20 protein-coding genes are annotated in these 21,456 nt (G+C 53.1%); 9 read left to right on the top strand and 11 right to left on the bottom strand.

Annotated elements, in window-relative coordinates:
- Positions 1–13 precede the first annotated feature (13 nt).
- Complete coding sequence (locus EKN83_RS14775; protein ID WP_126801214.1) at positions 14–931, top strand: alpha/beta hydrolase; 918 nt, start codon at positions 14–16, stop codon at positions 929–931.
- A gap of 11 nt (positions 932–942) precedes the next feature.
- Here EKN83_RS14775 and fabY read toward each other — a convergent pair whose 3' ends face one another.
- The 5 genes from fabY to typA all read right to left on the bottom strand — a co-directional run bounded on the left by fabY (position 943) and on the right by typA (position 5,792).
- Positions 943–1,884: a fatty acid biosynthesis protein FabY gene (fabY, locus tag EKN83_RS14770; RefSeq protein ID WP_025759561.1), complete on the bottom strand. Its 942-nt coding sequence runs from the start codon at positions 1,882–1,884 to the stop codon at positions 943–945.
- Between the two features lie 44 nt (positions 1,885–1,928).
- The gene (dtd, locus tag EKN83_RS14765) at positions 1,929–2,366 is read right to left on the bottom strand and encodes a D-aminoacyl-tRNA deacylase (RefSeq protein WP_008501836.1); all 438 of its coding nucleotides are present in this window, start codon (positions 2,364–2,366) and stop codon (positions 1,929–1,931) included.
- On the bottom strand, positions 2,363–3,244 hold the full coding sequence (locus tag EKN83_RS14760; protein ID WP_045285692.1) for a virulence factor BrkB family protein: 882 nt from the start codon (positions 3,242–3,244) through the stop codon (positions 2,363–2,365). The genes dtd and EKN83_RS14760 overlap by 4 nt, the downstream gene beginning before the upstream one ends.
- A complete protein-coding gene (gene yihX, locus EKN83_RS14755) occupies positions 3,238–3,837 on the bottom strand; it encodes a glucose-1-phosphatase (RefSeq protein ID WP_047959731.1) in 600 nt (199 codons plus the stop codon). Before yihX ends, EKN83_RS14760 begins: the two co-directional genes overlap by 7 nt.
- A gap of 131 nt (positions 3,838–3,968) precedes the next feature.
- Positions 3,969–5,792, bottom strand: a complete 1,824-nt coding sequence (gene typA / locus EKN83_RS14750; protein ID WP_008501854.1) for a ribosome-dependent GTPase TypA — start codon at positions 5,790–5,792, stop codon at positions 3,969–3,971.
- 376 nt (positions 5,793–6,168) lie between these two features.
- Between typA and glnA the strand changes: the two genes are divergently transcribed.
- The 4 genes from glnA (at position 6,169) to EKN83_RS14725 (ending at position 10,443) form a co-directional block, all read left to right on the top strand.
- On the top strand, positions 6,169–7,578 hold the full coding sequence (gene glnA / locus EKN83_RS14745; protein WP_008501856.1) for a glutamate--ammonia ligase: 1,410 nt from the start codon (positions 6,169–6,171) through the stop codon (positions 7,576–7,578).
- Between the two features lie 170 nt (positions 7,579–7,748).
- Positions 7,749–8,798, top strand: coding sequence for a nitrogen regulation protein NR(II) (glnL, locus tag EKN83_RS14735; protein ID WP_045285690.1), 1,050 nt, complete (start codon positions 7,749–7,751; stop codon positions 8,796–8,798).
- An 11-nt stretch (positions 8,799–8,809) separates the two neighbouring features.
- A complete protein-coding gene (gene glnG, locus EKN83_RS14730; protein ID WP_020883985.1) occupies positions 8,810–10,222 on the top strand; it encodes a nitrogen regulation protein NR(I) in 1,413 nt (470 codons plus the stop codon).
- Positions 10,223–10,332: 110 nt separating this feature from the next.
- On the top strand, positions 10,333–10,443 hold the full coding sequence (locus tag EKN83_RS14725) for a YshB family small membrane protein (protein WP_032670298.1): 111 nt from the start codon (positions 10,333–10,335) through the stop codon (positions 10,441–10,443).
- A 67-nt stretch (positions 10,444–10,510) separates the two neighbouring features.
- Here EKN83_RS14725 and hemN read toward each other — a convergent pair whose 3' ends face one another.
- Together hemN and yihI are read right to left on the bottom strand one after the other, a co-directional pair.
- Positions 10,511–11,884 carry an oxygen-independent coproporphyrinogen III oxidase gene (gene hemN / locus EKN83_RS14720; RefSeq protein WP_025759564.1) on the bottom strand — a complete coding sequence of 458 codons (1,374 nt, stop codon included), beginning with the start codon at positions 11,882–11,884 and terminating at the stop codon, positions 10,511–10,513.
- Between the two features lie 188 nt (positions 11,885–12,072).
- Positions 12,073–12,585 carry a Der GTPase-activating protein YihI gene (gene yihI, locus EKN83_RS14710; protein ID WP_025759565.1) on the bottom strand — a complete coding sequence of 171 codons (513 nt, stop codon included), beginning with the start codon at positions 12,583–12,585 and terminating at the stop codon, positions 12,073–12,075.
- Between the two features lie 579 nt (positions 12,586–13,164).
- Here yihI and yihA point away from each other — a divergent pair.
- The gene (gene yihA, locus EKN83_RS14705; RefSeq protein ID WP_045285688.1) at positions 13,165–13,794 is read left to right on the top strand and encodes a ribosome biogenesis GTP-binding protein YihA/YsxC; all 630 of its coding nucleotides are present in this window, start codon (positions 13,165–13,167) and stop codon (positions 13,792–13,794) included.
- Positions 13,795–14,106: 312 nt separating this feature from the next.
- Here yihA and polA read toward each other — a convergent pair whose 3' ends face one another.
- Positions 14,107–16,899 (bottom strand): DNA polymerase I, encoded by a 2,793-nt coding sequence (polA, locus tag EKN83_RS14700; protein WP_025759567.1) that lies wholly within the window; start codon positions 16,897–16,899, stop codon positions 14,107–14,109.
- A 440-nt stretch (positions 16,900–17,339) separates the two neighbouring features.
- On the opposite strand from polA, the gene EKN83_RS14690 reads away from it, so the two are divergent.
- On the top strand, positions 17,340–18,248 hold the full coding sequence (locus EKN83_RS14690; RefSeq protein ID WP_126801213.1) for an acyltransferase: 909 nt from the start codon (positions 17,340–17,342) through the stop codon (positions 18,246–18,248).
- 23 nt (positions 18,249–18,271) lie between these two features.
- Here the strand turns inward: EKN83_RS14690 and dsbA are convergent, their stop codons facing one another.
- The 3 genes from dsbA to EKN83_RS14675 form a co-directional block, all read right to left on the bottom strand.
- A complete protein-coding gene (gene dsbA / locus EKN83_RS14685) occupies positions 18,272–18,895 on the bottom strand; it encodes a thiol:disulfide interchange protein DsbA (protein ID WP_045285687.1) in 624 nt (207 codons plus the stop codon).
- A 27-nt stretch (positions 18,896–18,922) separates the two neighbouring features.
- Positions 18,923–19,909 (bottom strand): serine/threonine protein kinase, encoded by a 987-nt coding sequence (locus tag EKN83_RS14680; protein ID WP_126801212.1) that lies wholly within the window; start codon positions 19,907–19,909, stop codon positions 18,923–18,925.
- A 75-nt stretch (positions 19,910–19,984) separates the two neighbouring features.
- Entirely contained in the window at positions 19,985–20,254 is a 270-nt protein-coding gene (locus EKN83_RS14675; RefSeq protein WP_003861904.1) for a YihD family protein, read from the bottom strand.
- 68 nt (positions 20,255–20,322) lie between these two features.
- Here EKN83_RS14675 and mobA point away from each other — a divergent pair, with 68 nt between their 5' ends.
- Together mobA and mobB are read left to right on the top strand one after the other, a co-directional pair.
- Positions 20,323–20,907: a molybdenum cofactor guanylyltransferase MobA gene (gene mobA / locus EKN83_RS14670; protein ID WP_126801211.1), complete on the top strand. Its 585-nt coding sequence runs from the start codon at positions 20,323–20,325 to the stop codon at positions 20,905–20,907.
- Positions 20,904–21,407: a molybdopterin-guanine dinucleotide biosynthesis protein MobB gene (gene mobB / locus EKN83_RS14665; protein WP_126801210.1), complete on the top strand. Its 504-nt coding sequence runs from the start codon at positions 20,904–20,906 to the stop codon at positions 21,405–21,407. Before mobA ends, mobB begins: the two co-directional genes overlap by 4 nt.
- Positions 21,408–21,456: the final 49 nt, after the last annotated feature.

The following is a 21,456-nucleotide window of genomic DNA, read 5'->3' as shown; positions in this document are numbered from 1 at the left end:
AAAGGACATCACCATGGCACTGGAAAAGGATATTGATAAGCTTGTGCAGGATTTTATCGCTGCAGGCCGACCTTGCGCGCGTAAGCAGAGTATTGATGACCGGAGAGCCGGATATGTAGCCAGCACTGTACTTGCCGGCGAGACCGAAACCCGCGTGCAGGTTGAAACGCTTGTCATTGATTGTCTTACCTTTCGGGTATTTTCGCCTCTCAATGTCTCTGAAACGTTACCTTGTGCCCTCTACTACCATGGCGGTTGTTTTGTCAGCGGTGGGTTTGCAACCCATGACAATCAGCTCCGCCAGCTGGCGTATTACGGTCAGTGTCGTGTGATTGCGGTTCAGTACAGGCTGGCACCGGAGCATACCTTCCCCGCAGCGCATGACGATGCAGAGAGAGCGGCGAATCTTGTCTGGCAACATGCAGAAAAAGTAGGCGTGGATAAAAACCGCATCACGCTTTGTGGTGACAGTGCAGGCGGCCATCTGGCGCTGGTCACCGCGCTGCGGCTCAAGGCTAAAACACAGTGGAATCCGGCCCAGCTTATCCTCATCTACCCTATGCTCGACGCTACAGCCAGCTTTGCAAGCTATACCCATAATGGGCAGGACTACGTTATCACGCGCGATACGCTGCTGAGTGGTTATGACATGTACCTGGCAGAGACAGACCGCCGGGACCCTGAAGCCAGCCCACTCTGGCGGGATGATTTCAACGGCCTGCCGCCGGTACATATTATTACCGCCGAGTACGATCCGCTATGCGACGAAGGTCAGGCGCTTTATCAACATATGACAGAACAAGGCGTTATGTGCACAGCGCAGCATTGGCTGGGTGTCATCCACGGCTTCTTCCAGCTTGGCGGCATCAGCCCGTCAGCGCGAGACGTTATGCGGGACATCGCCTGGCGGATAAGCTCCGCCCGGCGATAACGCTGGAGAAATTACTCCTCCTCGTTCCCACCCTCTTCATATGCGCCAAAAGGCTTCGCCGGAAGAACGATATAGGTGCCTTCAAACACCGCGCCCGGTGTTTTATCGCCAAACAGTTCAACCTGCATCTGTACGCGGGCCTTGCGACCGCGTGCCAGACGGTCCAGATCGCCACCCAGTGAACCCAGATCGGCCACGGCGCTTGGCTTGCCGCTTATCGGAGCGCTATAACGGATGTGCGCATCGGCAAGAATGATCGTGCCGCCCAGATGGCGCTCGCGCAGCATTAGCCAGATAAGCCCCCAGCCGGTGAGCGTGGCGAGCGAAAACAGGCTGCCGGCAAACAGCGTGTGGTGCGGGTTCTGATTGCCGGTTTCCGGCATGGTGGTAATGAATTTTTGCCCGGTGTACTGCTGAATACGCACGCCCATTTTTTCACTGAGCGGAATGTGCTGATACCAGGCCTGCTGGAGCTGTCCGCACCAGTCGGCGCGGTGGAGAATATCATCCAGCGTGGCGATAGGTTTAATCATCAAAAAGTGGCGAATCGGCGTGGTTTGCGGGGTCGTGATCTCCCCCTGATTCACAAAACCGAGCTTGGCAAAGAACTCGACAGCATCTTCACGGGCGCTACAGGTGACGCGCTTAACGCCTTCCTGGCGGGCGACGGACTCCAGGGTCATCGCCATCAGCGTTCCCAGACCTTTGTCCTGAACGGAGGGATGAACCGCCATAAAGCGAATAGAGGCTTCATTATCGGCGTTGATATACAAACGCCCGACGGCGACGAGGTTCCCCTCTTCGTCCATTACCATCTGATGGTGGGCCATCGCGTCCCAGGCGTCACGTTCAGACCCTTTAGGCTGATGTAATGGCTTGCGCAGCATTTCCCAGCGGAACTGGTAATAAGCTTCTAACTCTTCTTCCGTTTGCGGTACTCGAAGGTGATACATAGCTGTACTCTCTCTTGTTACCCGCGGCCACGCCGCCAGCTGGCTCATACCTGGAGCCAGAATGTGACGGGGCCATCGTTCACCAGCGAAACCTGCATATCTGCAGCGAATCGTCCGGTTTGCGTATTCATTTCCTGCTGGCGACAACGCTCAACAAAGTATTCATAAAGTGCTTCTGCACGATCCGGCGCGGCGCCTTTAGAGAAACTCGGGCGCATGCCGCGCTCGGTATCGGCGGCCAGCGTAAACTGGGAAACCACCAGCACGCTGCCGCCCGCCTGCTGGACGTTCAGGTTCATCTTGCCTTCCGCATCGCTGAAAATACGGTAGCCCAGCACGCGCTCACATAAGCGGTTGGCTTTTTGTTCGTCATCATCCTTTTCGACACCTAACAACACCAAAAGTCCTGGGCCAATTTCACCCGTCACCTCTCCCTCCACGGTGACGCTGGCACGGGTTACGCGCTGTATCAATGCAATCATGGTTGGTCTGCTTCTTGTTGTTTTTCAGCTTCTGCTGCTTTTTTAAGTTCGCGGTATACGCCGAGAGTGACAGTTATTTCCGCACCAAGCAAGACGATACACCAGGTCCAGTAAACCCAGACAAACAAAATTGGGATCACCGCCAGTACGCCGTAAATCAGCTGATAGGAGGGAAACATGGTGATGTAAAGGGCAAAACCCTTTTTGCCCAGTTCGAAGAGTACCGCTGCCACCAGCGCGCCAACAACCGCATCACGGTTCGGCACGCGCGTGGTCGGCACCACGCTGTAGAGCAGCCAGAAAGAGAGCCACGATAAAATCAGCGGGAAGATACGCAACACGTTATCGATGGCGCCGTTGAGATCGCTGGCCCAACGCAGTGAAAGCAGATACGAACTGATCGCCAGACTCGCCCCGGCCAGCAACGGCCCAAGCGTAAGGATCATCCAGTACACGGCAAAGGAATACACCTTTGGCCGTGTCTTTTTACTCCGCCAGATAGTGTTCAGCGCGTTATCAATGGCGTACATCAACAACAGCGCCGTCACGATAAGGCCACACGCCCCCACTGCCGTCATCTTGCTGGAGTTAGCCACAAACTGCTCAATGTAGTTCTGTATGACATCCCCGGTTGCGGGAATGAAATTGGCGAAGACAAAATGGCGAAGCTGCAGGCTCACGTCGGCAAACATCGGAAAAGCGGAAAACAGAGCAAAGATAACCGCCACCAGCGGCACTAACGACAGCAACGACACGTAGGCGAGGTTACCTGCCAGCGTGGTCATGTTGTCCTCATCAATGCGGTGCCAGAGCAGTTTCAGCCAGGCCCTGAGCGGGCGAGTATGGTGCGTGGCTTTTTGATGAACGGTTTTTAGCATAACTGCTTCGCAAAGTAGTTTGGTATCGTCTCTTTTCCGGTCACCAGAACAGACGTGATACCCAACTGGTTAGCTCCCTCTATATTATCGGCATTGTCGTCGAAAAAGACCGCATCGGCCGCGGTAAATCCTTCCGCCTGGAGAACAGCCTGATAAATTCGCGCTTCAGGTTTACGCATCCCCATCTCCTGAGAGAGGTAGATTTTGTCTGCGGCGGCCTTAACCTCAGGGTATTCCTCAGGCCAGAACGTGGTGTGCAGGCGGTTGGTATTCGACAGCACAACCACCCGGTGGCCCTGCTCGCGTAATTTATGCATGATGTCGATCACCTCGGGCCGTATGGCGACAAAAACCGCCTGCCAGCCGTGGGAAAACTGCTCATAGCTTAACGGGAGATCCATCTCCTGGCAGAAACGTTCCGCGAATTCTTCATCGCTGATCTCACCGCGTTCATGCTGGTGGAAGGTCTCGCCCATTGTGAAATTCTGCTTTAACGTCGCCAGCGGAACACGGCTAAAATCGCTCCATGCGCCCAGCACCCGATTGAAATCGATATCGACGATTACGTTTCCTAAATCAAAGATATAAAGCATGTTTATCTCCTGCTCGCCGTGGAAAAGTAACTGTAGCGGGAAAGATAAGGTTTGGCTATGAAGTCCACGCCGGGTAGAAAAAGAAAAACCCCGCCACAAGGACGGGGTTTTGTTGACCAGAGAGGAGTAAATTACTCTTCTTTCGCACCGCGCATAGCACGTTTACGATCGTTCTCGGTCAGGTGACGTTTACGGATACGGATAGACAGTGGCGTCACTTCTACCAGTTCGTCGTCGTCGATGAATTCCAGAGCCTGCTCCAGGGTCATCTTGATCGGTGGAACCAGAACCGTTGCTTCGTCAGTACCGGACGCACGCATGTTGGTCAGTTTCTTACCGGTCAGGCAGTTTACGGTCAGGTCGTTTGAACGACTGTGAATACCGATGATCTGGCCTTCATAGACTTCAGCACCGTGGCCCAGGAACAGCTTACCGCGATCCTGCAGACCGAACAGCGCAAACGCAACCGCTTTACCCTGACCGTTGGAGATCAGTACGCCGTTGTTACGCTGGCCCACTTCACCCGGACGCACGTCGTCGTAGTGGCTGAAGGTAGAGTACAGCAGACCGGTACCAGAGGTCATGGTCATGAACTCAGAACGGAAGCCGATCAGGCCACGGCTTGGGATCACGTAGTCGAGACGTACGCGGCCTTTGCCATCTGGATTCATGTTTTTCAGGTCGCCTTTACGCTCACCCAGCGCCTGCATCACAGAACCCTGGTGCTGCTCTTCAACGTCCAGCGTCACGTTTTCGAACGGCTCTTGTTTACGGCCGTCGATTTCGCGGAAGATAACTTTCGGACGGGAAACCGCCATTTCGAAACCTTCACGACGCATGTTTTCGATCAGAACAGACAGGTGCAGCTCACCACGGCCAGAAACGCGGAATGCATCAGCGTCTTCGGTTTCTTCAACGCGCAGCGCAACGTTGTGCACCAGCTCTTTGTTCAGGCGGTCAAGGATCTGACGAGAGGTAACGAATTTACCTTCTTTACCACAGAACGGAGAGGTGTTGACGTTGAAGAACATGGTAACGGTGGGTTCATCAACAGACAGGGCTGGCAGCGCTTCCACGTTCTGCGGATCGCAGATGGTGTCAGAGATGTTCAGCTCGCCCAGACCGGTGATAGCGATGATGTCGCCCGCTTCAGCCAGATCGCTGTCGATACGCTCCAGACCCAGGTGAGTCAGCACTTTGCCGACTTTACCGTTACGGGTTTTGCCTTCGCTATCGATGATAGTAACCTGCTGGTTTGGCTTCACTTTACCGCGTTTGATACGGCCGATACCGATGACGCCAACGTAGTTGTTGTAGTCCAGCTGGGAGATCTGCATCTGCAGTGGACCATCCAGATCAACATCCGGTGCCGGTACGTGATCGACAATCGCCTGATACAGCGGGGTCATGTCTTCCGCCATATCTTCGTGATCCAGACCCGCGATACCATTCAGCGCCGAAGCGTAAATGATAGGGAAGTCCAGCTGTTCGTCGGTCGCGTCGAGGTTAACGAACAGGTCGAATACCTGATCAACAACCCAGTCAGGACGTGCGCCAGGACGGTCAACCTTGTTGATAACAACAATAGGTTTCAGGCCATGGGCAAATGCTTTTTTGGTCACGAAGCGCGTTTGCGGCATAGGGCCGTCAAAGGCGTCAACCACCAGCAGCACGGAATCCACCATGGACATCACGCGCTCAACTTCACCACCGAAGTCGGCGTGCCCTGGGGTATCAACGATGTTGATACGGTAGTCATTCCATTTAATAGCGGTGTTTTTCGCGAGGATGGTAATCCCACGCTCTTTCTCCAAATCGTTGGAGTCCATCACACGCTCTTGAGTTTCGGCACGCGCATCAAACGTACCGGATTGCTGCAGCAGCTTATCAACCAGGGTAGTTTTACCATGGTCAACGTGCGCGATGATGGCGATGTTACGCAAATTTTCGATCACAACTTTGCCTCAGGCATTAGAAATAGCGCGTTATTGTACACGGATTAATCGCACTACAAAACAGGATCACAAACATCCTCCGCAAACAAGTATCGCAGAGATGCTTTGTGATCGCTTTCACGGAGCGAAAAAGGGCACTTTAACGAAAATTGCACCAATATGGTGCTCGGTGTTCACACTGAAGCACTATACTGGTGCAACATAACCATTGTGGTGCAGCCCTTTTGCACTATGGTGCGCATGATAACGCCTTTTTGGGGTGTTTTAAAAGTTGGCACAGATTTCGCTTTATAAAAAATACATGGCAACAGCCAGTACAAACAGAAACTGAAGACCTCGTTACCACGACGACAATGACCAATCTGGAGAGTTAAGTATGTCCGCTGAACACGTTTTGACGATGCTGAACGAACATGAAGTGAAGTTTGTTGATCTGCGCTTCACCGATACCAAAGGTAAAGAACAGCACGTCACAATCCCTGCTCATCAGGTGAACGCCGAATTCTTCGAAGAAGGCAAAATGTTTGACGGCTCCTCCATTGGTGGCTGGAAAGGCATTAACGAATCCGACATGGTTCTGATGCCAGATGCAACCACTGCGGTCATTGATCCGTTCTTCGAAGAACCTACTCTGATTATCCGTTGCGACATCCTCGAGCCAGGCACCCTGCAGGGCTACGACCGCGACCCACGTTCTATCGCGAAACGCGCTGAAGAGTACCTGCGTTCTACCGGCATCGCAGACACCGTTCTGTTCGGGCCAGAGCCAGAATTCTTCCTGTTCGATGACATCCGTTTCGGCGCGTCTATTTCTGGTTCCCACGTTGCTATCGATGACATCGAAGGCGCATGGAACTCTTCCACCAAATACGAAGGTGGTAACAAAGGTCACCGTCCTGGCGTGAAAGGCGGCTATTTCCCGGTTCCTCCGGTCGACTCTGCACAGGACATTCGTTCCACCATGTGTCTGGTGATGGAAGAGATGGGCCTGGTTGTTGAAGCGCACCACCACGAAGTGGCAACTGCTGGTCAGAACGAAGTGGCTACCCGTTTCAACACCATGACCAAAAAAGCGGACGAAATTCAGATCTACAAATACGTTGTGCACAACGTTGCGCACCGTTTCGGTAAAACCGCGACCTTTATGCCAAAACCGATGTTTGGCGATAACGGTTCCGGTATGCACTGCCACATGTCTCTGTCCAAGAACGGTACCAACCTGTTCTCTGGCGACAAGTATGCCGGTCTGTCTGAGCAGGCGCTGTACTACATTGGCGGCGTAATCAAGCATGCTAAAGCGATCAACGCCCTGGCGAACCCAACCACTAACTCCTACAAGCGTCTGGTCCCGGGCTACGAAGCGCCAGTGATGCTGGCTTACTCTGCGCGTAACCGTTCTGCTTCTATCCGTATACCGGTGGTGGCGTCTCCTAAAGCGCGTCGTATCGAAGTTCGCTTCCCGGATCCAGCGGCTAACCCATACCTGTGCTTCGCAGCACTGCTGATGGCGGGTCTGGACGGTATCAAGAACAAGATCCACCCAGGCGAAGCGATGGACAAAAACCTGTACGACCTGCCGCCAGAAGAAGCGAAAGAGATCCCACAGGTTGCTGGCTCTCTGGAAGAAGCCCTGCAGGCGCTGGACGCAGACCGCGAGTTCCTGACTGCAGGTGGCGTATTCACTGACGACGCTATCGATGCTTACATCGCCCTGCGTACCGAAGAGAACGACCGCGTGCGCATGACTCCGCATCCGGTTGAGTTCGAACTGTACTACAGCGTTTAATTAAGTTGTTTTACCCGGCGTGACAAGCGCCGGGAGTAGTTGCCGTGGAAACTTTTAGCCCATCTCCGGATGGGCTTTTTTCTCCACCAACAACCTGATCTCACGCGCTTTTTACGCCGAAAACGCTATACTGCACTAAATTAGTGCAAACAACTCCAGGAGACTGCTGAATGGCAACTGGCACGCTGCCCGATGCTGGGCAGATCCTCAATTCTTTGATTAACAGCATTTTGCTGGTCGATGACGAGCTGGCCGTGCATTACGCCAACCCGGCGGCGCAGCAGCTGCTTGCCCAAAGCGCGCGTAAACTGTTTGGCACCCCGCTTCCGGAACTCCTGAGCTATTTTTCACTGAATATTGGCCTGATGCAGGAAAGTTTGCAGGCGGGCCAGGGGTTCACCGATAACGAAGTAACGCTGGTGATCGACGGGCGCTCGCATATTTTGTCGCTTACCGCGCAACGTCTTCCTGAAGGATTGATCCTGCTGGAAATGGCGCCGATGGATAATCAGCGTCGACTGAGCCAGGAACAGCTTCAGCATGCGCAGCAAATTGCCGCCCGCGATCTGGTACGGGGCCTGGCGCATGAAATCAAAAACCCGCTGGGTGGGTTACGCGGCGCAGCGCAGCTTCTGACCAAGGCGCTGCCCGACCCTGCGCTGGCGGAGTACACCAACGTCATCATTGAGCAGGCAGACCGTCTGCGTAATCTGGTTGATCGTCTTCTCGGGCCGCAACAGCCGGGAATGCATGTCACAGAAAGCATCCATAAAGTGGCTGAACGGGTGGTGAAACTCGTCTCTATGGAGCTGCCGGAGAACGTCACGCTGGTGCGTGATTACGACCCAAGCCTGCCGGAACTGGCGCATGACCCGGACCAGATAGAACAGGTCCTGTTGAACATTGTGCGCAATGCGCTGCAGGCGCTGGGGCCGGAAGGGGGCGAGATTGTTTTACGCACCCGCACCGCTTTCCAGCTGACGTTACACGGCGTGCGCTACCGTCTGGCAGCCCGAATCGACGTTGAGGATAACGGGCCCGGTATTCCCTCGCATCTGCAGGATACCCTGTTCTACCCGATGGTCAGCGGGCGCGAAGGCGGGACCGGCCTGGGCTTATCCATTGCCCGCAGTTTGATCGACCAACACTCTGGAAAAATTGAATTTACCAGTTGGCCGGGACATACCGAGTTTTCGGTTTTCCTGCCGATTAAAAAATAAAGGTGACGTTTATGCAACGAGGGATAGTCTGGGTAGTCGATGACGATAGCTCCATCCGTTGGGTGCTTGAACGCGCGCTCACAGGGGCAGGATTAAGCTGCACGACGTTTGAGAGCGGCAGTGAAGTGCTCGACGCACTCACCACTAAAACGCCGGACGTGCTGCTTTCGGATATTCGTATGCCGGGTATGGACGGGCTGGCGCTGTTAAAGCAGATCAAACAACGCCACCCCATGCTTCCGGTCATCATCATGACGGCACACTCCGATCTGGATGCCGCGGTGAGCGCCTATCAGCAAGGGGCGTTCGATTACCTGCCCAAACCGTTTGATATCGACGAAGCCGTGGCGCTGGTTGAGCGCGCGATTAGCCATTATCAGGAGCAGCAACAGCCGCGCCATACGCCCGATTTTGGCCCAACGACAGACATCATCGGCGAAGCGCCGGCGATGCAGGATGTGTTTCGCATTATTGGCCGTTTGTCCCGCTCATCCATCAGCGTATTGATTAACGGGGAATCAGGAACCGGTAAAGAGCTTGTAGCGCATGCATTACATCGCCACAGCCCGCGGGCAAAAGCGCCGTTTATTGCCCTGAATATGGCGGCAATCCCGAAGGACCTGATTGAGTCCGAACTGTTCGGCCATGAAAAAGGGGCATTTACCGGTGCGAATACCATTCGCCAGGGGCGCTTCGAACAGGCTGACGGCGGCACGCTGTTCCTGGATGAGATCGGCGATATGCCGCTGGATGTCCAGACCCGCCTGCTGCGCGTGCTGGCCGACGGGCAGTTTTATCGCGTGGGCGGCTATGCGCCGGTGAAGGTGGATGTGCGTATTATTGCCGCGACCCACCAGAACCTGGAGCAGCGGGTGCAGGAAGGTAAATTCCGTGAGGATTTATTCCATCGCCTGAACGTGATTCGCGTTCATCTGCCACCGCTGCGTGAACGTCGTGAAGATATCCCTCGCCTGGCGCGTCATTTCCTGCAGGTGGCCGCCCGTGAGCTGGGCGTGGAGGCCAAACAGCTTCATCCGGAAACCGATGCCGCGCTTACGCGTCTGGCGTGGCCAGGCAACGTACGTCAGCTGGAAAATACCTGCCGCTGGCTCACCGTGATGGCCGCCGGGCAGGAAGTATTGATTCAGGATTTACCGGCTGAGCTGTTTGAAGCGACGGCCCCCGAAAGCAGTACCGGGCACGCGCTGCCGGACAGCTGGGCGACGCTGCTGGCACAGTGGGCCGACCGCGCGCTGCGTTCCGGTCATCAAAACCTGCTTTCTGAAGCTCAGCCAGAGATGGAACGTACGCTGTTAACCACCGCGCTTCGTCATACCCAGGGCCATAAGCAGGAAGCCGCTCGCCTGTTGGGATGGGGACGTAATACCCTGACGCGCAAGCTTAAAGAGCTGGGTATGGAATAATGTCCGCTCTTGTGTAAAGGTTATTAATTGAGCGCAAATTGCCGTTATTTTGCGCTTTACTGTTTCATTGAGTTTTGTATGATCGTGCCCGGAAATTGGGGGTGAACATCATGCTGGAAACATTGGTGAATATGCTCTCTAGCGGAGCCGCTGAAAGCCACACGCCACAAACCGCCGTTGCGGCTGTGCTGTGTGCGGCGCTGGTTGGGCTGTTTAGCTAACGAGCTGTCAATGAAAAGCCGGGTGGCGGTTACGCCTTACCCGGCCTACCTTTCGTGCTTTTGCGGCTTAAATCACCCGCGAGAACTGCTGCAAACGCGCTTTCTGCCGCAGGTAGGCGTCAAAACACATGCAAATGTTACGAATCAACAGACGCCCTTTCGGCGTGACCTCAATCGCACTCTCCGATACCGCCACCAGCCCGTCTTTCGCCAGCGGTGCCAGAAGATTCAGGTCCTCTGCAAAATAATCGCTGAACTGCAGATCCCACTGCGACTCAACATCGCTGAAATCGAGGCGGAAATTGCAGATCAGTGCCTTAATCACATCACGACGAATGCAGTCGTCACGCGTTAACGCTATACCGCGCCACAGCGCGTTTCCGGTCTCATCCACCTGCTGATAGTACAGCTTCAGCTCTTTCTGGTTCTGCGCGTAACAGTCGCCAATCATGCTGATGGCGGAGACGCCCATCCCCAACAGATCGGTATCGCCCTGGGTCGTATAGCCCTGGAAGTTACGGTGCAGTACCCCGTCGCGCTGAGCAATAGCCAGCTCGTCATCCGGACGGGCAAAGTGATCCATACCAATAAACTGATAGCCGGCCCCGGTCAGCGAGGTGATGGTCTCCTGCAGGATATCCAGCTTCTGTTGGGCGGAAGGGAGATCGGCGTCTTTGATTTTGCGCTGAGCCGCAAAGAGCGTCGGCAGATGCGCATAGTTAAAGACGCTCAGGCGGTCCGGGTTGAGTTCTGACACGCGCTTCAGCGTGAAGGCGAAGCTTTCCGGCGTTTGCTTTGGCAGGCCGTAAATCAGATCGATATTGGTCGAGGTGAAGCCAATGTCACGCGCATGGTTGAGTAAGGCAAAGATAAATTCTTCGTCCTGCTCGCGGTTGACCAGACGCTGGACCTCTTTGTTGAAGTCCTGCACGCCCATACTCAGGCGATTGAAGCCTTCGGCGCGTAAATGATCCAGCACATCCAGCGCAATTTCGCGGGGATCGACCTCGATCGAGATTTCAGCATCATCGTTAAAATGGAAGTGCCCGCGCAGAAGCGTCATCAAACGGCTGATCTGCGCTTTATTCAGATAGGTTGGCGTGCCGCCGCCCCAGTGAAGTTGGCTGACGTGACGACCGGCAAACAGCGGCGCGCGATGCACAATTTCTTGTTCGAGCGCATCAAGGTATTGGTCGGCTTTGTGCTGCTGACGGGTCACAATTTTATTGCAGCCGCAGAAGTAGCAGAGCTTGTGGCAGAACGGAATATGGACGTAGAGCGACAGCGGACGCTCAGGATAGCGCGCGACAGCCTGCTGAAAATCATCCTCGCCGAAGGCGTCGGAAAACTCCAGCGCGGTAGGGTAGGACGTATAACGCGGCCCGGAATAGTTATATTTCTGGATCAGGGCCAAATCCCAGTCGATAGATGGTACAGACATGCTCACTCCTTCCGTTGGTGTCGCGTTCGTTTACGGCGGCCCGTTCTGACCCCATTGCGGGCCATTAATCGGGTGCGCAGCCACTTTTGTCGCCGCGACAACCGCCGTAGTTTAACGAATAACCACACCAGATAACATACAACCGGAAGGGTTATAAGCAGGACTATCGTTCCTGCCGGGTGCAAATGTTAGTTTCCACCCTTCAGAAGACGCATCATATCTTCCTGCTTTTCTTCTTCTTCATCTTCGTCATCGTCGTATGACAGGCCCAGCTTCTGCATCAGCTCGTCGATGCGATCCAGTTTAGCATCCACCCATGACTGCTCTTCCGCAGTCAGGGTTTCCCCCTCTTCAAGACGTTCCAGCAGCGCGTCCAGGCGCTCATCGTTCTCCAGCAAATCCAGCTCAGCCTGCGGTGAAAGCATAGGTTTCTCGCTCTTTGGTTTGTGCTGCTTAGTAACCGGGGTGTCTGTCACGCCCAGTGGAATGGGAGTTTTACTGCCGATACGTGGATCTTTCTGCGGCTTATTTTTCGCAGAAGCACCTGCTGTACCGCCACCGTTTGCACGGCTACCCGCCGCATGACCGCGATGTTTTTTATCGCGTTTGCGATCGCGCGCTTCCTGGTTCAGTTCTTCGCGCGTTTTGCGGCGTGCTTTGGCAGGGCGTTTAGCGCCCGCTGCGGAGGTCGGTTTTTTCATGATGTTTTATCTTTAAGTCGTTTTCTTCAGTATAGAATTGCGGCGAAATCTAGCAGAAAGCAAGCAAAGAAAAAAGGCGACAGAGCAATCTGTCGCCTTTTTTCCTGACTCACAACCCTTAGCGGGTCAGACATTCCTTGTTTGCCAACAACAAACCCTGTTTATCCCTTGGCTACTACCGTCCGTGATACGGTTCCCTTTCCTGTTAAAACGCCTCCAGGCGTTTGTCATCCTGACAATCCTGCGTCTTCGCCTCCTGGCGCTCCTGACCCTTATCCTTAAGTCATTATCCTGTTGGCTTCCTCGCCTTGCCGCATACTTTACCGTGTTCGCTTAAACTAACAAGCAACGAAACGGTACAAAAACGGATTTTCAGATAATTACCTGGAAATAAGATTATGATTTAAAACAGTTTGTCTTTTTTTACTCCTGCGATTTCTCTGAAATCTCCCATAGTACTTATAGCCGATCTCTCACAGCGGCCAGGGCTTAAGCCTACAGGCGGAGTGCAATGAAAAAAGTCTTTTGCCCGCATTCAGGTATAATCCCCCGCAGATTACGATTTTTGGAGACGACCACGTGACTACCTGGAACTACCAACAGACGCATTTTGTCACCAGTGCGCCCGATATTCGCCACCTGCCTTCTGATACCGGTATCGAAGTGGCCTTTGCTGGCCGTTCAAACGCGGGAAAATCCAGCGCACTGAATACGCTGACCAATCAGAAGAACCTGGCGCGTACCTCAAAAACACCTGGCCGTACCCAGCTGATTAACCTGTTTGAAGTGGCCGATGGCAAACGCCTGGTCGACTTACCGGGTTACGGTTACGCCCAGGTACCGGAAGAGATGAAGATCAAGTGGCAGCGTGCGCTCGGTGAATATCTGGAAAAACGCATGTGCCTGAAGGGTCTGGTGGTGCTGATGGATATTCGCCACCCGCTGAAAGACCTCGATCAGCAAATGATCGACTGGGCTGTCGCAAGTGATATTGCCGTTCTGGTGCTGCTGACAAAAGCGGATAAGCTGGCGAGCGGTGCGCGCAAAGCGCAGGTGAATATGGTTCGCGAAGCGGTGCTGGCCTTCAACGGTGACGTACAGGTTGAGCCGTTCTCCTCGCTGAAAAAGCAGGGCGTGGACAAGCTGCGTCAGAAGCTCGACACCTGGTTTAGCGAGCTGGAACCCGCGACGGAAGCGGAAGAAGAGTGATACCGGGCGCGGCAATGGCCGCGCTTTTTTTTACCTGAATTTTTCTTTGCCACAATAAAAAACGCCCCAGTCATTACTGACTGGGGCGGCTAAAATATTCAGCCAAATCCGATTACGTGAAGTAAAAGGTCTGAAAGATAGAACATCTTACCTCTGTACCCTACGTCGCTAACTCTACCCCTTTTTTTGCTGCAGAAAAAGCACTTTTTGTAGTTTTTTTTCATTCTTTACATAGGGAATTCTAATGATCGTCACAAAACGCACATCGTTATGTTGCTAACTTACATAAAAAGCGCGTTATTGCCCGAACCGTTAGTGAGCCTGATCCCAGTTTTCACCACTTCCCACTTCCACCAGCAACGGCACGTCAAGTGTCATGCTGCTTTCCATCAGTTCGTGGATCTTCTTCGACACGGTATCAAGATCGTCTTTGTGCACTTCGAATACCAGTTCATCGTGTACCTGCATGATCATTTTCACGCGTGGCTTCTCCTGTTCCAGCCACGCATCCACCGCGATCATGGCGCGCTTGATAATGTCCGCTGCGGTTCCCTGCATCGGGGCGTTGATTGCTGCACGTTCTGCGCCCGCACGGCGTGCCGCGTTGCTGGATTTGATGTCCGGTAAATAGAGGCGACGGCCATCCAGGGTTTCAACGTAGCCTTTCTCCTTCGCCTGAGCACGGGTGCGTTCCATATAGTCCAGTACGCCCGGATAACGCTCAAAGTAGAGATCCATATACTTCTGCGACTCTTTGCGCGGGATATTAAGCTGGCGAGAAAGACCAAATGCACTCATGCCGTAAATCAGCCCGAAGTTGATCGCTTTCGCGCTGCGGCGCTGTTCGTTTGTCACGCTCTCCAGTGGCAGACCGAAGACTTCCGCCGCGGTCGCCCGGTGGATATCCTTCCCTTCGGCAAACGCCGTCAACAGCCCCTTGTCACGGGACAGGTGCGCCATAATACGCAGCTCAATTTGCGAGTAGTCCGCAGAAACAATCAGATAGTCATCGGGTGCAATGAAGGCCTGGCGAATACGGCGGCCTTCTTCGTTACGTACCGGGATGTTCTGCAGGTTTGGATCGGTTGACGAGAGACGACCCGTTGCCGCGACAGCCTGATGATAGGAGGTGTGTACACGACCCGTTTTCGGGTTGATCATCAGCGGCAGCTTATCGGTGTAGGTCGATTTCAGCTTCGCCAGACCGCGGTACTCCAGAATCACTTTTGGCAGCGGATAATCCAGCGCCAGCTCTTCCAGAACCTCTTCTGAAGTTGAAGGTGCGCCACCAGGGGTTTTCTTCAGCGGTTTGATCCCCTGCTTTTCAAACAGAATGGTTTGCAGCTGTTTCGGAGAGGAGAGATTAAACGGCTCACCGGCAAGCTCATGCGCCTTTTGCTCAAGCTCGGTCAGGCGCTGGGCAAGCTCCCCGGAGTGGTTATGCAGTACCGTCGGGTCGATTTTGACACCGTTACGTTCGATGCGTGAAAGCACGGGAACCAGCGGCATCTCGATGTTCTGGAATACGTTCAGCGGCCCTTCATGCTTCTGCAGTTTTGGCCACATCTTCAGGTGTAGCTGCAGCGTGACATCAGCGTCTTCCGCCGCGTAGCGTCCGGCTTCTTCGAGAGCAATCTGGTTAAAGGTAAGCTGATTTTTCCCTTTACCAGCAATCTCTTCAAACGTGATGGTTTTGTGCTTAAGCCAGCGGTCAGAGAGGGAATCCATATCGTGGCGGCCCGCGACGCTATCCAGAATGTAGGATTCGAGCATAGTGTCAAAGGCAATTCCACGCAGTTCAATGCCGTAGTTTTGCAAAATGCCGCGGTCATACTTGAGGTTCTGCCCGACCTTCAGCGCCTTTTCGTCCTCCAGGATTGGCTTCAGCAACTCAAGCACACGGTCGCGCGAGATTTGCTCCGGCGCATCCAGATAATCATGCGCCACAGGAACATAGGCCGCAACACCCGGCTCTGTCGCAAAGGAGAGGCCCACCATATTGGCAGAGATGTTATCGAGACTGTCCGTTTCGGTATCAAAAGCGAAGACAGGTGCCTTTTTCAGTTTCTCAATCCAGGCGATAAGCTGCGATTCTTCAAGAATGGTTTCATAGTTGTCGAAGGAAAGCGCCACGGCTTCTTCTTCCGCCTGCTCTTCGGCATCAATAACAATGGTTTCCTTCGGCTTTGCAGCAGGTTTGGCCCCTTTTGCCTGCAGCCATTTACCGGCTTCCACGTCAGTGGTCCAGCGTTTAAATTCGTATTTCTTAAACAGGCTCAGCAGCGCGTCAGCGGAAGGCTGTTGTACCTCCAGCTGTTCACAGCCCAGTTCCAGTTCGACATCGGTTTTGATGGTCGCCAGCTGATAAGAGAGATAAGCCACCTCTTTGTTCTCTTCCAGTTTTCCGGCCATGGTTTTTGCCCCACGGAAGGAGAGCCCGGCGATTTTATCCGACTCCGCGTAGAGCGTATCCAGGCCGCCCAGCCCCTGCAGCAGCGCCTGTGCCGTTTTTTCACCGACGCCCGGCACACCAGGGATGTTATCCGAGGAGTCGCCCATCAACGCGAGGAAATCGATAATCAGCTCTGGCGGCACGCCATACTTTGCGACCACCTCTTCCGGCCCCAGAATGGTGTTGGTCATGGTGTTAATCAGGGTGATCCCTGGCGTCACCAGCTGCGCCATATCTTTATCACCGGTGCTGATCAGTACCGGACGGCCCATCTTTTCTGCTTCACGCGCCAGCGTACCGATGACGTCATCCGCTTCAACGCCTGAGACAGCCAGCAGCGGCAGACCCATCGCTTTCACCATGGCGTGCAGCGGCTCAATCTGCGCACGCAGATCGTCAGGCATTGGCGGACGGTGGGATTTGTAATGCTCAAACAACTCATCGCGGAACGTTTTACCTTTCGCATCGAAAACGACGGCCGCATGGGTTGGCTGATACTGAAGGATCAGGCTGCGCAGCATATTCAGCACGCCGTACATTGCGCCGGTAGGTTCCCCTGCGCTGTTGGTCAGAGGAGGAAACGCATGGTACGCCCGATACAGGTAAGAAGAGCCATCGACGAGAATAAGAGGGTTTTCTGGGATCTGAACCATAATGTCCGTGCCTTTAATCAATTTATGCCTAAAGGATGCCACAGAAGGATGAAAACATCAGGTATTAGCGCCAGATACAGGAAAAGATTTTGCGATCGTCAGGATCGCTCGCAAAAATAAAACTGTGGATAAGTTTGTGTATATTTTCACTTCATATGAATAACAGACGCAAAAAAGACATATGGGATGATATTTAGATCTTAATAATCATATTGTTAGTGTGTTGGATCCTATCTATAGAGCCAACTGATGACAATTTAGTCTATGTGGATATAAGCCTTGATAAGCGAAGAATCATAGAGAAATCTTCTGCGCCAGGGTAAAAGCGGCCCACTCCTGACATGAAAGCGCCATTACTTTGTCTGTTTTCTGGTAAAATCAGCGCCCAGCGCCAAATAGCCGGCCGCTCATTTAAAGCTAATTACTTGAAAAGACTCATCATGTCGAGATTGCTCGCTGCAATAACTTTACTGTTAAGCATCATTTTAACTATCCTGGTGACTATCGCCTGCTCTGTGCCGATCATTATCGCCGGGATCATTAAACTGCTGCTGCCTGTCCCTGTGGTGTGGCGAGCCGTATCCGCATTTTGTAACTTCATGATGTACTGCTGGTGCGAAGGTCTGGCGATCCTGCTGCGCCTGAACCCGCATCTGAAGTGGGACGTCGAAGGGCTGGAAAACCTTAATAAAAAGAACTGGTATCTGCTGATCTGTAATCATCACAGTTGGGCTGATATCGTGGTGTTGTGTGTGCTTTTCCGCAAGCACATCCCCATGAACAAATACTTCCTGAAACAGCAGCTCGCGTGGGTGCCTTTTATCGGACTGGCCTGCTGGGCGCTCGATATGCCGTTTATGAAACGCTATTCGCGCAGCTATTTGATTCGTCATCCAGAACGTCGCGGTAAGGACGTGGAGACAACACGCCGTTCCTGTGAAAAATTTCGCGCGCATCCCACCACCATCGTAAACTTCGTTGAAGGCTCCCGGTTTACACAAGAGAAGCGCCAGCAAACGCGCTCCCCTTATCAGAACCTGCTGCCGCCAAAGGCCGCGGGCATAGCGATGGCGCTGAATGTGCTGGGCGCACAGTTCGATAAACTGCTGAACGTCACGCTCTGCTATCCGGAAAACGATAAGACGCCGTTCTTCGATATGCTCAGCGGCAAACTGACGCGCATTGTTGTCCGTGTTGAGCTGGTGCCGATAGACGCTGAACTGCACGGTGACTACGTAAACGATAAGAATTTCAAACGTCGTTTCCAGCAGTGGCTTAATACGCTCTGGAAAGAGAAAGACGAACAGATAGACATTATAAAATCTTCATACAAAAACGCCGGTCAGTGACCGGCGTTTTTACATCAGTGAGATTACTTCTTCTCAACCAGGTATTTCACGGTATCTGCATACTGCTGTACGAAGATATCCATGCTGCTGGTGTCCATACCCTGCATGTTCAGCTGATATTTGCCGTTAACAAACATCGCCGGAACGCCCTGAAGCTGGAGGTCAGCCGCCGCTTTTTCCTGCTGGGCAACCAGTGATTTCACTACGAAGCTGTTCCATGCTGCATCGTACTCTTCACCTTTCACGCCAGCATCAACGAAAACTTTACGGATATCCGCAGTGGTCTGAACGGTCTGGGTTTTCTGTACGGCTTCAAACATTGGCGACGTGATCTTATCTTCCACGCCCAATGCCATAGCCACCGCCCATGCCTGAGTCAGGTCTTTGCCCAATGGACCCAGGAACTCAACGTGGTACTTGGTCATTTTGGTGCCTTCCGGCAGTTTTTTCTTCACGTTGTCAGATACATGCAGCACCTGCTCAAACTGATAGCAGTGTGGGCAATAGAACGAGAAGAACTCCAGAACCTGTGGCTCGCCAGCGACCGGTTTGTCCAGCGTGATGTACTGTTTGCCGTCGGTAAACTGCGCAGCAGAAGCGCTAAATGCCAGAATCATACCTGCCAGCGCCAGCCAAATTTTTTTCATGATTAACTCTCTCCTGGGTGTGTCCAATTAATACATCGGCGTTAATTGCAGAGGGGGCTCCTGAAGAACCTTGACCTGCTCAGTAAATGTAGATATCTGGCTACGCCAGTAATCCTCTCCGGTAAGCCACGGGAAATTTCGAGGAAATGCGGGATCGTCCCAACGCCTGATTAACCATGCGAGATAATAAACAAAACGCATAGCACGTAAAGGCTCAATCAGGGCAATTTCGTCTGAATTAAATGGGCTAAATTCTTCATAGGCTTCAATAATGGTTTCAAGCTGCATGCGTTGCTCGGCTTTGTCGCCATTGAGCAGCATCCACAGGTCCTGAACCGCTGGCCCCATACGCGCATCATCAAGATCGACAAAGAGCGGGCCATCGCGCCAGAGAATATTTCCGGCGTGACAATCGCCATGCAGACGCAGGACGGAAATATCGTCACGCCAGTAGGTTTTCACCGCAGCAATAAGCTTATCGGTAGCGTTGAGGAAATCATCCTTTAGCGCAGTGGGGATCATGGCTGATGTTTCGAATATGCCACGTGGTTCAAGAAGGTATTCCTGAATGCCGATAGTCGGGCGGGCAATAAAGGCTTTTTTACGCCCCGTCTGATGTATGCGTCCCAGATAGCGAGCCACCCACTCCATCTGATCGATATTATCCGCTTCAAACTGACGACCGCCCAGACTCGGGAATACCGCGTAATAAAACCCTTCGTGCGTCAGGAGCGTTTGGTTATTGAATTTTAGCGGTGCGGCAACGGGGACATCGTCATCCAGCAGATCGTGGGCAAACTGATGCTCTTCCTGAATCTGTTCTGCGGACCAGCGTTCAGGACGATAGAATTTTACGACGAAGCGCTGACGATCCTCGTCCTGGAATTGATAGACGCGGTTTTCGTAGCTGTTTAACGGTGTTAGCCCGGAATCCACCCGAATGCCCTGTTCAAACAGGGCATCCATAATGGTGTCCGGGTGTAATGTCTGGAAAGTAAAAGCCTGGTCGTTCATCCGATCATCCGGAAATTATACGAATGATTCAGGATATCATCTTGTGGCGATTTCGGTGCCGCCGCTTACAAGCTTTTACTCTTTAATTACGCCTCGGGCGCGCAACAGCGCAGTCTTAAAATCTTCCTCATAATCTTTCTGAATACCAGGAATAACAGCATCTTTGGCAGAGTCACGCATTTTAAGATGATAGATCAGGATGTCGTCAGAAAGGTCTGCCAGTTCGCCGTCAAAACCTGACTCTTTCGCCAGTTTCTGTAAAAATTGCATCAGATTCAGCTCTGGCTCTTTTTGCCAGGCGGGCTGGAGGAGTTCAATAACTTCATTCAGACGTTTACATTTCATGGTGGTGCTCCTTTCATTTAGAGTGACACGTTAGCAGGGTCAATCCCACAATAAAAGAGGCGATATTCGTGAATCTTAACCAGGAAATCATTGGGGTCGTTCTGGCTGGCGGTCGGGCGACACGAATGGGTGGGAAAGATAAGGGGTTACAATGTCTGAACGGCAAACCTCTATGGCAATGTGTCGCAGATACACTCGCAGACCAGGTAACAACAATGGTCATCAGTGCGAACAGGCATATCGACACTTACCAGCGCAGCGGGTATGCCGTTTACCCGGATAACCTGAAAGATTATCCGGGACCGCTGGCCGGTATGCTTTCCGTTATGCAACAGTCTCAGGGCGAGTGGTTTATCTTCTGCCCCTGCGATACGCCCTTTATTCCGTCCTGTCTTGTCGAGCGGCTGTTCGGGCTTCGTGGTACAGCACCCGTGGTTTGGGTACACGACGGGGAGCGTGACCATCCTGCTATTGCATTGATGCACCGATCGCTCGCACCTGCCCTGCAGGAGTACCTCACGGCAGGCGAACGCAGAGTGATGGTCTTTATGCGCGAGTCTGGCGGCCATTCCGTTGATTTTAGCGATGTGAAAGCAGCGTTTGTGAACGTGAATACGTGTGAAGAGTTGCAGATGATGCAGGAGAAAAGATGAGACCTGTTCTGGCTATTTCCGCCTGGAGTGGCACCGGGAAAACCACGTTGTTAAAAAAGCTCATTCCCGCGCTGTGTGCCAGAGGTATCCGCCCCGGACTGATTAAGCACACCCACCATAATATGGATGTCGATAAACCGGGCAAAGATAGCTATGAGTTGCGTAAAGCGGGTGCAGCGCAAACGATGGTGGCAAGTTCTCAGCGCTGGGCATTAATGACAGAAACGCCGGATGAACCGCCTCTGGAGCTCGCGTACCTGGTGAGTCGAATGGATCATTCTACGCTGGATCTGGTGCTGGTTGAGGGGTTTAAGCATGAGACCGTGCCAAAGATCCTGCTGTTCAGAAGCGACGCCGGGCATGATGTCAGCGAATTAACGCTTGATGAGCATGTGATTGCCGTCGCCAGTGATGTTATGTTGCCGCTTGAGGTTCCGGTACTGAATTTAAATGATGTGGATGGGATTGCGGAATTTATTGTGGCGTGGAGTGCGGCCTGACTAGCCGGGTGGCGGCTTTGCCTTACCCGGCCTACAAAATTCATTGCTT

The sequence above is a fragment of the Enterobacter sp. WCHEn090032 genome, from assembly GCF_003986875.1.
GTDB lineage: Bacteria > Pseudomonadota > Gammaproteobacteria > Enterobacterales > Enterobacteriaceae > Enterobacter > Enterobacter sichuanensis.
Note: the sequence above shows the minus strand (reverse complement) of the source record. Positions and strands in the feature narration are given on the sequence as shown.